Raw genomic sequence first — 14,025 nt, 5'->3', positions numbered from 1 at the left:
CGCAGGCCCAGCTGGCCGAACCACTCCTCCTTGTAGCCCGCATAGGCCGGGTTGATGCTCATCGAATTGAATATGTACTGCGTGAACTGGATGTTCTGCTGGGCACGCAGTGCAAACGGGGCGCCTGCCACCAGTATGCATATGATTATTCCTATGTTTTTCATTTACCTTTAGTTGACTGATTCCAATGATTCGCTTGTCTCCCTATTTCCTTTTCAATACCACCCAGCCTTTTTCCACCTGGCTGCTGTTGCCCCTATGCAGCCTCAGCACATAATAATACGTGCCCTCATGGATGTCGCCGCCTCCCCATGAATTGTCATAATTGTTGTGCCGGTACACCTCGGTGCCCCAGCGGTTGAACACCACCAGCTCAGCCCGGTCATACCCTTCCAGGCCAACGATTTCAAACAGGTCGTTCTGCCCGTCACCGTTGGGTGTGAAAATGTTGGTTACCTTCAGCGGATTGGCCGTTATCGTTAACACCACATTGGCGACATCGCTCCAGTTGCCTTCACTGTCCTGCACCCGGTACGTAAAACGGTCTTCCCCAACATAGCCATGTGCCGACACATAGGTTATCGTGCCGTCCGTACCCACGACCACCGTGCCGTGCTGCGGATGGGTCACGATCTCCACGGATGCCGCATCCAGCGGATGGGTGCCCGCCTCGTCATTGGCCAGTACCGGAACGACCAGGGCCTTGTTTGAATTTCCGCTGGCTGCATCATCTACCACCTGTGGCGGGTGAACCAGCGATACCGAAACCTCTGATTCATCGTTGCCGGCATCCGGGTCATCCTCATTGCCGCGTACCTCAACACGGTTTACGTAGTCACCCTCACCGTTCACCAGGGCCGTGATCCGCAGCGTCCGGCTTTCACCGCTTGCCAGGCCGCCAACCGTCCAGACACCCGATTCTTCGTCATAGGTGCCACGTGACACTTCTGAAGCTACAAACGTGTATCCCGATGGCAGGTTACCAATTACCGCTACCCCGGTTGCATCGTCAGGGCCCGCGTTGCTCACTTCGATCGTAAATATCACTTGATCGCCAGGCAGCGGCGATGCGTTGTCCACCGCGATGGTAACCGATAGATCCGTAGTGATCTTGTCATCATCGGCGATGTTCACCGTCGCGCTGTTAATTGAGCCTATCGTAAGGGTAAGGCCGGGAGAAGACGCACCTGTGAGGGTCATGATCACTGTTTCGACAGGCTCTGTGTGGTCATCATCCAAGACGATTACCGGTACGGTAACACTGTTCTGCCCTGCGGGAATTACCGCCGTGCCCGTGAGGGCTACGTAATCATCGCCGGCGGTGGCGGTGCCGCCTACCGTATAGGTTACCGTTACGTCCTCGGATACGGTGATGCCGGCGGGCAGGCTGATCGTGAAGCCGCCGTCCGTATCTGGTTCGGCAGCATCAGCTGCTTTGCTGATGGTAAGCTCCAGGTTTGCCGGCACCGTGCTGTCATCGTCGGCGATTTCCACCGTCGCGCTGCCCGTGCCCGTGAAGGTGAAGCTGGCGCTGCTGCCACCGGTGAGCGTGGCGATCNCCCCGGTTGCATCGTCAGGGCCCGCGTTGCTCACTTCGATCGTAAATATCACTTGATCGCCAGGCAGCGGCGATGCGTTGTCCACCGCGATGGTAACCGATAGATCGGCCCGGTGTTCCGGTGCTGCCGGCTGATGAGTGAGCACCACTTCATCGGTCGCCTCACAGCTGCCATTGCTGACGGTCCACCGCAGGGTGACCGACGTTCCCGGAGTCAGGGATACAGAAGCCCGCGGATTGTTAATATCGGATATTGCAACCGAGGGCGTACCGGAAACCACGCTCCACATTCCGGTCGTACCGGCAGGCAAATCAGCGCCCAGGCTAAACACCGATTCCCCGGTCTTCGTCTGGTCAAGGCCGGCGTCGGCAGCCAAAGCCTCCAGTATGGTCAGCGTCACCGCCGTGCGCGTCAGGCTCACACAGTCACCGTTGCTGGCTTCTGCGTAGTAGGTGACGGTTCCGACTGTATTCAGGCTTGGATCGGTCACTGCCTGTCCACCCGTTGGCGCGTCGTACCAGACAACGGCTGTTCCTTCCGGAACGGCAGCCATGGCGGTCAGTGCCTGCAGCGGGCTTTCCTCGCATGCTATCTGGTCTTCGGCCAACGGAGCCGCCGGAACCACCGGTGCAGCGTTGATGGTCGCCGGCACAGCCAGCGCTTCGCAGTCGATCACCACCGACCGCATCTGCGCCATGTATTCGCCCGGAGCCAAGTCCGCAAAGACCGGCGATGATTGGTATACCGGTGTCTCACCAGCGCGGTACACCGCGTACTCGTAATCCGCATCAGCCGCGAATTCGATGGTGCCCGCCGTCTCCCCGCAACCCGGGTGTACAACCGCAGGTGCGGAGGTGGTCGGCGTAGCATTGATGGTTACCTCCATCTCCTCGCTCACGCATCCGGGTACCGACGCATGCTGCGCGGTTACACGGTATGTGCCGGGAGCCAAGTTTTCAAACAATGGAGCTGCCTGGTAGTCCACGCCATTGATTGCGTATTCAAAACCGGCGCCCAATGGCCCGGTGACGGTGATCGATCCGGTACCCGTTGTGCAATCCGGATGCGTAACAGCCACTACAGGGCGATCCACAAATTGTACCATAACCGGTGCAATCGCACTGCAACCCGTTACCGGATCGGTGGCCCGGATATAGTAGGTGCCCGATACGGCCACCGCGTCTGGGCTATCCAGCTCGATGGTTCCCTCAGCATCCGTGTAGTAGGTATACGTCAGCCCGGCGTCGCTTCCCGCCGTTATCGCCGCNCCGTGCCCGTGAGGGCCACGTAGTCATCGCCCGCGGTAGCCGTGCCGCCTACTGTATAAGTTACCGTTACGTCCTCGGATACGGTGATGCCGGTTGGGAGGCTGATTGTGAAGCCGCCGTCCGTATCCGGTTCGGCAGCATCGGCTGTCTTGCTGATGGTAAGCTCCAGGTTTGCCGGCACCGCGCTGTCATCGTCGGTGATTTCCACCGTCGCGCTGCCCGTGCCCGTGAAGGTGAAGCTGGCGCTGCTGCCGCCGGTGAGCGTGGCAATGACCGTTTCGATCGGTTCGATGAGCTGGTCATCCGTGACCACCACGGGGATGGCGACAGCGTTCTGACCTGCGGGAATTACCGCCGTGCCGGTGAGCGCTACGTAGTCATCGCCCGCGGTAGCCGTGCCGCCTACTGTATAAGTTACCGTTACGTCCTCGGATACGGTGATGCCGGTTGGGAGGCTGATTGTGAAGCCGCCGTCCGAACCCGGCTCAGCACCGTCAGCTGCTTTGCTGATGGTAAGCTCCAGGTTCGCCGGCACCGTGCTGTCATCGTCGGTGATTTCCACCGTCGCGCCGCCCGTGCCAGTGAAGGTGAAGCTGGCGCTGCTGCCGCCGGTGAGCGTCGCAATGACCGTTTCGGTCGGTTCAATGAGCTGATCATCCGTGACCACCACGGGGATGGCGACAGCGTTCTGACCTGCGGGAATTACCGCCGTGCCGGTGAGCGCTACGTAGTCATCGCCCGCGGTAGCCGTGCCGCCTACTGTATAAGTTACCGTTACGTCCTCGGATACGGTGATGCCGGTTGGGAAGCTGATCGTGAAGCCGCCGTCCGTGCCCGGTTCGGCAGCATCGGCTGTCTTGCTGATGGCAAGCTCCAGGTTTGCCGGCACCGCGCTGTCATCGTCGGTGATTTCCACCGTCGCGCTGCCCGTGCCCGTGAAGGTGAAGCTGGCGCTGCTGCCACCGGTGAGCGTGGCGATGNCCGTAAGGTCTACGGTGCCGCCCGCACAGGCTACCGCCGGATCGGTGATGACTACATTCGGCAAAGCATGGATGGTCAGCGTCACCGCCGTGCGCGTCAGGCTCACACAGTCACCGTTGCTGGCTTCTGCGTAGTAGGTGACGGTTCCGACTGAATTCAGGCTTGGATCGGTCACTGCCTGTCCACCCGTTGGCGCGTCGTACCAGACAACGGCTGTTCCTTCCGGAACGGCAGCCACGGCGGTCAGTGTCTGCAGCGGGCTTTCCTCGCATGCCATCTGGTCTTCGGCCAACGGAGCCGCCGGAACCACCGGTGCAGCGTTGATGTTCACCGGCACAGCCAGCGCTTCGCAGTCGATCACCACCGACCGCATCTGCGCCATGTATTCGCCCGGAGCCAAGTCCGCAAAGACCGGTGATGATTGGTATACCGGTGTTTCACCGGCGCGGTACACCGCGTATTCGTAATCCGCATCAGCCGCGAATTCGATGGTGCCTGCCGTCTCCCCGCAACCCGGGTGTACAACCGCAGGTGTGTAGGTCGTCGGCGTAGCATTGATGGTTACCTCCATCTCCTCGCTCACGCATCCGGGTACCGACACATGTTGCGCGGTTACACGATATGTGCCGGAAGCCACGTCCTCAAACAATGGATCGGCTTGGTAATCCACGCCGTTGATGGAATATTCGAAACCGTCACCCAATGGCCCGGTGATGGCAATCGCGCCCGTTGCGCCGTCGGCACAATCCGGATGCGTGACAACCACTACAGGGCGATCCACAAACTGCACCATAACCGGTGCAATCGCACTGCAACCCGTTACCGGATCGGTCGCCCGGATATAGTAGGTGCCCGATACGGCTACCGCATCTGGGCTATCCAGCTCGCTGGTACCCGCAGCATCCGTGTAGTAGGTATACGTCAGCCCGGCATCGCTTCCCGCTGTTACGGTTGTNCCGTTTCGGTCGGTTCAATGAGCTGATCGTCCGTAACCACCACGGGGATGGTGACAGCGTTCTGACCTGCGGGGATTACCGCCGTGCCCGTGAGGGCCACGTAGTCGTCGCCCGCGGTGGCGGTGCCGCCTACCGTATAGGTGACCGTTACGTCCTCGGATACGGTAATGCCGGTTGGGAGGCTGATCGTAAAGCCGCCGTCCGTACCCGGCTCGGCACCGTCAGCTACTTTGCTGATGGTAAGCTCCAGGTTTGCCGGCACCGTACTGTCATCGTCAGCAATGTTTACTGTCGCGTTGCCGACGGCGGTAAAACTGAAGTTTGCGCTGGTACTGCCGGTTAGTGTAACTATTACGGTTTCCGTCACTTCAAGGACATGATCGTCTGTTACGATAACCGGGATACTTACACTGTTCTGCTCGGCGGGAATAATCACGGTCCCCGAAAGAGCGGCATAATCCTCGCCACCGGTGGCCGTACCCGAGACGGTGTAATGCACGGTAATATCTTCCGCTACAGTCACACCCGCAGGTAGGCTGACGGTGAAGCCGCCGTCTGTATCCGGTTCGGCCGCGTCGGCTGTTTTCCGAATACTCAGGTCGAGATTATCCGGTATATTGTCATCGTCAACTATGTCCAGGGTTGCACTGCTGCCACCGGTAAAGGTAAAGCTGGCGCTGCTACCACCGGTCACGCCGACAATTACGGTTTCGGTGCCTTCAACCACCTGGTCATCGATTACAGTCAACAGAATATCCACGCTATTATCTCCGGCAGGGATCACCGCTTCGCCCGGGAGTTGAATATAATCCTGGCTGCCGGTCGCCGTACCGGTGATGGAATAATTTACCGTAATGTCTTCCGTTGCCGTCAAACCGGCCGGAAGTGCGATATTAAATGCCCCGTCGGTGGAAGGCTCCGCCGCGTCCGCAATTTTCGTCACATTCGGCACCAGATTTTCCGGCGCATTGTCGTCGTCCATGATTTCGACCGTCGTACTGCCCGTACCGGTGAAGGTAAAGCTGGTGCTGCTGCCGCCCGCCAGGGTCATCACAACCGTTTCCGTGCCTTCTATCAGTTGGTCATCGATGACGGCCACCGGCAAATTGACCCGGTTTCGCCCTGCGGGAATCACCGCCGTGCCGGTGAGCGTGACGTAGTCATCGCCCGCGGTGGCGGTGCCGCCTACCGTATAGGTTACCGTTACGTCCTCGGATACGGTGATGCCGACGGGCAGGCTGATCGTGAAGCCACCGTCCGTACCCGGCTCAGCACCGTCAGCTGTTTTGCTGATGGTAAGCTCCAGGTTCGCCGGCACCGTGCTGTCATCGTCGGTGATTTCCACCGTCGCGCTGCCCGTGCCCGTGAAGGTGAAGCTGGCGCTACTGCCGCCGGCAAGTGTGGCGATAACCGTTTCGGTCGGTTCAATGAGCTGATCGTCCGTAACCACCACGGGGATGGTGACAGCGTTCTGACCTGCGGGGATTACCGCCGTGCCCGTGAGGGCCACGTAGTCATCGCCCGCGGTAGCCGTGCCGCCTACTGTATAAGTTACCGTTACGTCCTCGGATACGGTGATGCCGGTTGGGAGGCTGATCGTGAAGCCGCCGTCCGTGCCCGGTTCGGCAGCATCGGCTGTTTTGCTGATAGTAAGCTCCAAGTTTGCCGGCACCGCACTGTCATCGTCGGCGATTTCCACCGTCGCGCTGCCCGTGCCCGTGAAGGTGAAGCTGGCGCTGCTGCCGCCGGTGAGCGTGGCAATGACCGTTTCGGTCGGTTCGATGAGCTGGTCATCCGTGACCACCACAGGGATGGCGACAGCGTTCTGACCTGCGGGAATCACCGCTGTGCCCGTGAGCGCTACGTAGTCATCGCCCGCGGTGGCGGTACCACCTACCGTGTAAGTTACCGATACGTCCTCGGATACGGTAATGCCGGTTGGGAGGATGATCGTAAAGCCGCCGTCTGTGCCCGGTTCGGCAGCATCAGCTGTTTTGCTGATGGTAAGCTCCAGATTCGAAGGTACGGTGCTTTCATTGTCGGCGATTTCCACCGTCGCGCTGCCCGTGCCCGTGAAGGCGAAGCTGGTGCTGCTGCCGCCTGACAGGGTCAACACAACCGTTTCGGTCGGTTCCATCACCTGGTCGTCCACAACCGTTACGGGAACGGTGATACCGTTTTGCCCGGCTAAAATCGTTATTGCGCCTGCAATCGCCATGTAGTCATCGCTTGCAGTGGCGGTACCACCGATGGTATAATTTACGGTTACATCTTCAGATGCCGTTATGCTTGTGGGCAGGCTTATCCTGAAGGCACCATTGGTAGCGGGTTCCGCAGCGTCAGACGTAGTCTGTACGCTTACGATCAAGTTGCTTGCCACGTTATCGTTATCTGCAATATGCGCGGTTGCCTCGCCCTCAGTGGTGCTGGCCGTGAATGCGATGTTGCCTGCCTTGCCGTCTACAATCGTCAGCACGACGGTTTCAGTGTTTTCGATCACGTGGTCATCGATCACGGGAACCGTTACCGTTACGCTGTTTTGTCCCGCAGGGATCACCACCGAAGTGCCGATATCCGTGTAATCCACGTTCGGGGTGGCTGTGCCGCTTACGGTATAATTCACCGTAAGGTCCTCCGCTACAGTTATCCCGGCAGGCAGACTGATGGTAAAGACGCCATCCGTACCCGGTTCTGCCGGTTCGGTGGTTGTTTCCACACTCAGTACGCGGTTTTCGGGGAGATCGTCGTTATCGGTAATGTTCGCCGTGGCCGTGCTCGCAGCAGGATCAGCGGTAAAAGCAAAGCTGGCAGATGAAGCGTCGGTGATGGTAAGGATCACCGTTTCGGCACCTTCTATTATCTGGTCGTCTACAACGTTGCCGATCACAGTTGTGGCGGGATAGCCCGCTGAAATTACCACTGTGCCACTGAAATGACCTGAAGACATACCATTATAATCGGTCCCGTTCACGGCACTACCCGCTATCGTATAATTAATCGTTATGCCCTCGGAAGACGTTATTCCATGGGGAAGCTCGAAGCCAAACCTCAACGTACTGCCACCTTCGGCACCGTCACGGAGTTTCGTTACTTTTACCATACGGTTGGTCGGTGTATTATCATCGTCAATAATATTAACCGTGGCTTGGTATTCCGTTGCGTCACGGGTATAAGTGAAGCCGTTACCGTCGGTTCCTGCAACCGGGGCACCCAAAGTAAGGATGGCTGATTCCGTGTTTTCAATAACTTTATCATCAATCACTGTAAGCGGTATGACCACACTGTTTTGGTAGGCGGGCAGCGTTATCGTGTTCACGGTGTAATCCGTATTGCGGACAGCGGTGCCGCTCATCGCATAACTGAGCGTGATGTCGGCGGCAGCACTGTAACCATCCGGCAAACTGACGGTATAGCTGCCATTCTTGTCCGGTTCGGCTCCATCCGTCGTCGCCGTTACTTTCAATACCTGATTGTCGGCAATAGCATCGTCGTCTTCGATATTGATCGTGATCTGGTCACTGTTAGGGTCAGGCGGGAAAATGAAAGGGACGTTGCCCTCGTCGTCGATCGCGCTGCCGGAGAGCAACGTAAAGATCACGGTTTCCGTAGGCTCGATCACCTGGTCGTTTAGCACCTCTATGTTTACGGTGACGCTGTTCTGGCCCGCCGGTATGATGATCGTCCCGACCCGGTAGTCTATGCCGGATGTGGCTGTGCCGGAAAGACTGTAGCCAACGGTGATCGGCCATACCGCAGTGGCACCACCGGCTAATTGTACGGTGAAGGAAGCGTTGGTCAAGGGTTCTGCGCCATTCGTCCCGTTGATCACCTGTAGCGGCGTGCTGTCAGTGTCGACGGCGTCAATGATATTCACTACCGCACCGTTAGAGGACGGATCTATTGTATAAACATGAGAGCTGGACGTAGCAGCGATGAGGTTGAGTATGACATTTTCCGGCCCTTCAATAATGTTGTCATCCTCGGCATCAACATCGATAAACACTTCATTTTCCCCTGCGGGTATGATAATATTGCCGCCATTTAACCCAAGCAACTCGTAGTCAACACTGTTTGTCGCCGTACCATCAACACTGAAGGTGATCAGCACGTCTTCCGAGCTGATGACGCCCGGCGGGAAAGAGATCCGGTATTGCCCATGAGCACCACCTTCGATGGCATCGGAAACTTTGGTCAGCAACACCACCTGGCTGTTGGTATCAAAGTCATCGTCTGCAATTTCCGCAGTGGCACTGCCATCGGTGGGACTGACGGTGTAGCTGAGATTTGCGGAAGTGCCTCCGGTAAGGGTAAGGGTCACCGTTTCCGTGCTTTCAATGATATGGTCATCCATTACGTTCAATGGGACTTCCACGCTGTTCTGGCCGACCGGGATCGTGGCTGTCGCGGGGATCACGGCAAAGTCTATCCCTTCGGTGGCAGTTCCGGACACCGTATAGCTAACGGTAATACCCTCCGACGCTAGTACACCGGTTGGCAGGCTGATCGTGAAGGCACCCGGCGTGGCTGGCTCCGCCGCATCAGCCGTTTTGGTGATGCTCAGCACGCGGTTGGCCGGGGTGTTTTCGTCGTCGGTAATAATTACCGTGGCATTTCCGGCGCTGGCACTGGCCGTAAACGCGAACGAGCTAGATGTTCCGTTGTTTAGCGTCAATATCACCGTTTCATCCGCTTCCAGAAGTTCATCGTCTATAACGGTAACGGGGATGACCACACTGTTATCCCCGGTAGGTATCACGGCGGAGCCAGGGATGGTGGAATAATCAGTACCGTTCAATGCGGTGCCGCTTATGGTATAATTCACGGTAACCGGTTCGGAGACGGTGATGCCTTCCGGAAGGCTGATCGTAAACGAGCTGTGTGTAGCCGGTTCAGCGGCGTCGCCATCGGCGGTGACGCTCAGTGTCCGGTTCGCATCCGTGTCGTCGTTGTCGATCAAGGGCACGTTCATGCTGCCTTGGGTGGCGTTGGGCGCAAAATTGCCGATGGTGGCCGTCGTGCCGCCGGTCAGCGTTACAATCACGGTCTCCGTCCCTTCTATGATCCTGTCGTCTACGGGTCTCACCAGGATATCAACATTCTCCTGACCTGCAAGCAAGACAGCGGTGCCGCTCAATGGCTCCAAACTCTGACTGGTGTAGTCCACGCCGTTAATGGCGGTGCCGCCCAGGGTATAGCTAACAGTGATGTCTTCCGATGCCCGCATGTTTCCCGGTAGCCTGATGCGGAAGTATGCCGGGAAAGGTCCTTCGCGAAGTTGCGAAACAAGCGATACATGTAGCTCCCGCGCAAATGTCGTGTTATCATCCGCAATTTCTACCGTGGCGCTGCCATTGGTGGCACTGATGGTATATGTATAGTCGGTGCCCGTTGCGCTGCTCAGCGTAATTATTACGGTTTCCGTGCCCTCAAAAAGCATATCGCTGGCAACAATCACCGGCACGGCAACTCCGTTTTGCCCGGCGGGAATTACCGCAGTCCCGCTCAAGGGCGTGTAATCGGCTGCCCCTGCCGTACCGCCAACGGTGTAACTCACCGTAATGTCCTCTTCAGCCAATACGCCCGTTGGCAGGCTGATCAGGAAACCACCGTTGGTGGAGGGTTCCTGCGCGTCGGCTGTTTTCGTAACGCTCAGCTCGCGTTTGGTAGCCGAAAAGCCATCCACCGTTACCGTGGCGGTAACGGATGCCGTACAGCCGTCATCGTTGGTCACCGTATAAGTAATGTCGACCGTGCCGTCGGATACGCCGGTTACCACGCCGCTGGCATCGACAGTCGCTATGGCCGTGTTGCTGCTGGACCATACCCCATCCGGCGTGGTGCTGGAAAGGGTGGTGGTTTCGCCTTCGAAGATGTCAAGTGTGCCCGTGATGGCATCGACTTCGGGCAGCGGATTTACCATGATGGTCATCTGCTGGCTCTCGGTACAGCCCTCCTCGTTGGTCACCGTATAGGTAATGGTGGCGGTTCCGGGGGCAATCCCCGTTACCACCCCGGTAGCCGCATCAACCGTAGCTATGGCCGCATCGCTGCTGCTCCAGACACCCCCTTCGGTGATGCTCTGCAACGTTGTCGTACTTCCGACGCACACCGCGTCAGCGCCGGTGATCGGCTCTACGGTTACGGTGCTTTTGGTAATTACAATCTCATCGGATATGTTGCAACCATCGGGGTATCGCACCGTCACGCTATAGGTGCCCTCGTCAGTGACGGTCAGCGTGTTTTCGGTGCTGCCGTCGCTCCATAAAAACGTGGCCGAAGGGCCAGCAAAGAATCCGTCCGTATTTAGCACGATGGGGAAGCCATCTGCACAGACCGTACGGTCGGGGCCAAAACCGGTAATCTCGGCCGAGTTGTCGTAGGGTGCAATATCCCAGTTTACATTGCCACCAAGATCAACCGAATGTTCCCGGGCCGTAAAGGGTGTGCTACCCTCGGCGGTAATCCGGTTCAGGCGGACGTAATCAAAATCCACCGTACCGTTCGTTTTGGTCACGGTAGCATTTGTTGTCGATGAGCTTTCGATCTGCGTGGGGTTACAGGGTGTACCGCTGCCATACCAGGCATCGTTGATCGTTGTATTGCTGCCGGCCAGGAACGTGTATATCTTACCGGGTGCAAAGATAAGCGTATCGATGCTATTGCCGGTTCCCCCGATGTGACCCCTTCCCATAAATTCGAGGCGGCTGATCGTGTTGCCGGCCCCGATAAGCGCCTGCGATGCCGTACTCGAATTACTGAATAACAGGTTGTTGATCGTGGTATTGCTGACCGTTATTGCACTATTGTTAACAGCCGTCACTTCCACGTTATGATATACGCCGGCATTGGATCTGAAGACTCCCCCCCGTATTTGGGAGCCTGCGGCCTGAACGGTCTTGTTGGCGCCCATGGCATGCAATCCGCCGTTGATGGTGGCATTGGTAATGTTCAAATGGATCGGATTTGCGGTAGAGTTATCGGTGATCCAGGTCACGGTGACCGTACGGCCACTGAAGTCGAGCCCCCCGCTGCGCACTTCCAGGTTCGTGTTTGCATTGTTGAAGTCGTCTGCAAGCGTTACCGTGCTGCCTTCCGGCTTGCTGATGGCAAAATCGAAATCACCCAGTCCCGCGCCGTTGGAGGTGATGGTGCTGTTGTCCGGGCCGGCGAAAAGCACCGCAGCGCCTGCAGAAGTAATGGGTGTATTCATTGTGACCGCCGGGTTCATCACCAGGCTGCCCCAGATCTCCAGGTTGAAGGTCCCGTTTTTTGTAAAGGTCGGCGCGAAGCCCGCTCCCGTCCAGTCCATATTGCGGCAATAGGCATGTCCCTGGTTGATGGTTACCGTACTGCTGCCGCTGGTGAAACTGTTGGCGTCAAAAAACACGTCATTGGCTACGGTAGGCACGCAAGCCCCGCCAGGTCCGCCCGGCGTGGTAGACCAATGCTCAGCCTCGTTCCAGTCGCCGCTGCCCCCCACCCAGTAGCGGGCACCGTCAGCGGAAGCCGTAAAGTTAAAACCTGAATTGCCGCCGGCATCCGCGCCGGTAACAGCTACCGGAACACCGGTTCCTGTAGCCGCCATATTCTGAAGCAGCACATTCTGGATCTCTTTGGTTGACGCCGGCCCGAAATTGAGCGTAGCGACACCGCCCAGGCCTCTCAACTCTCCCAAGCCGGAACAGCCGGGATTGTTATAGCGGAAAAGACCGTTTATGGTTTGGGTATTCCTGAAATAATAATTGCGTGAGGGAGCCAGCAAGAGGTTGGTGATGGTATTGTTTCCACGTATCTCCGCCGCCCCTTTAAATTCAACGGTACCGATCGTGTTATTGCCACCAAGCGCGATGGTCCGAACGGTGAGGCTGGTATCGGTAAACAACAAATCCTCAATACTGGCATTACGGATGTCCACATCAGAATCCCTCGCGCCACAATGCACTTTCGGATAGATAAGGCCACTGGTCAGAAAACGGTTTTTCGCAATGATAAACGAACCCGCTCCATCATTCACCCAGGTACAGTTCGTAGCGGTTGCATGCCATTCATATTCCAGGGTGATTGTTGAATTGCTGATGTCCAACGTCCGGACGCCAGCGGTTCCAACGGCAATCCGGTGAAGCTGCAGTGTCCGATTAGGCATCAGCAATTTGCCGGAATTATGAAAAATACCGAGCCCAAGATGCGTGATATCGTCCATCAGCGCTATTCCGCCGTCCGTGCCGGTTCTTTCGACACGGAAAACAGGACTACCTAAATTAAAGCCGTTGGCCGTCAATGTACCAGCTTCCGTCCCTTTAAACGAAATGTTGCCGTATACGGTCAGCGTGGGGTCCAGCACCAGGGAGCCGTATAGTTCGAGAATTTTACCCCGGTTGTCGAATACCGGAGCGCCGGTAAGGTTGGTCCAGGTCATGTTGTGGCACCAGGCCGTACCTGCTGTCGCGGTAACCGTATTGTTGCCCGCCGTGAAACCGCTTCGTTCGTCAAACACCACATCATCCCCGGTGAATGGCACGCAATAACCGCCGGCGCCACCGCTGGTAGCAGACCAGTGGTCTTTATCGTTCCAGTCGCCCGCGCCGCCTACCCAGTACAGCGTCCTGCCCGTTGTGCGCGGCTGAATGTCCCATCCGGTATTGCCGCCCCCATCCGCGCCGGTTACCGTAATGGGCAGCGTTATACTGCCGGCGGCGGCCAGGTTGGTTAATAGTACATTTTGTACGTCCACCACCGCACCGGAGCCAAAGGTGATGGTCCCGCCGCTGCCACCGCTGATCTGCGACAGCGCATTACAGTCGGGTGTATTGGCGTGCAGCGATCCGGTGATCGTATTGTTGCCCGCAAACAGAAATCCCGGATTGCTGAGCGCTATAATGAGGTCTTTAATCACATTGCCCCCACCGGCCAATGCGCCGCCGCCTTTGAATTCCAGGCGGTCCACGGTATTATTCGCACCGATCCGCGATGTGTTGGCGGCCGCTGTGGTACTGGTAAAGGTCAGTTCGCCAAACGTGGTATTGTTGATCACCATATTCGAACTGCTCGGCGCGGTGATGTCCACCTTCGGGAACGTGAAGCGGTCCGAATGGAACACCACCGCACTGATGTAGGAATTGGTGGTATAAATGGTGTTGTTGGTACCCCGGTAATCCCAGTTACCGTCCATGTTCAACGTGGCATTGCTGATATCCAGGCTCCGCACGTTATGATTGCCACCGTAAAAGTGGCCAAAGCTATGCGTAAGATCCGACATGTCCA

At 57.4% G+C, this 14,025-nt stretch carries 4 protein-coding genes; all 4 read right to left on the bottom strand.

From position 1 onward, the window contains the following. Nucleotides 1–164: type IX secretion system membrane protein PorP/SprF (locus ACFOET_RS03505; protein WP_379019620.1), on the bottom strand; the 164-nt coding region annotated here is incomplete at its 3' end. A gap of 40 nt (nucleotides 165–204) precedes the next feature. Then, on the bottom strand, nucleotides 205–2,247 hold the full coding sequence (locus ACFOET_RS03500) for a T9SS type B sorting domain-containing protein (protein WP_456320324.1): 2,043 nt from the start codon (nucleotides 2,245–2,247) through the stop codon (nucleotides 205–207). Between the two features lie 569 nt (nucleotides 2,248–2,816). Continuing rightward, nucleotides 2,817–4,181 carry a Calx-beta domain-containing protein gene (locus tag ACFOET_RS03495; protein ID WP_456320323.1) on the bottom strand — a complete coding sequence of 455 codons (1,365 nt, stop codon included), beginning with the start codon at nucleotides 4,179–4,181 and terminating at the stop codon, nucleotides 2,817–2,819. A 572-nt stretch (nucleotides 4,182–4,753) separates the two neighbouring features. Beyond that, on the bottom strand, nucleotides 4,754–11,455 hold the full coding sequence (locus ACFOET_RS03490) for a Calx-beta domain-containing protein (protein WP_456320322.1): 6,702 nt from the start codon (nucleotides 11,453–11,455) through the stop codon (nucleotides 4,754–4,756). Nucleotides 11,456–14,025 lie beyond the last annotated feature (2,570 nt).

It is taken from the genome of Parapedobacter deserti (assembly GCF_042646065.1).
In the GTDB taxonomy this organism is placed as follows: Bacteria; Bacteroidota; Bacteroidia; order Sphingobacteriales; family Sphingobacteriaceae; genus Parapedobacter; species Parapedobacter deserti.
Note: the sequence above shows the minus strand (reverse complement) of the source record. Positions and strands in the feature narration are given on the sequence as shown.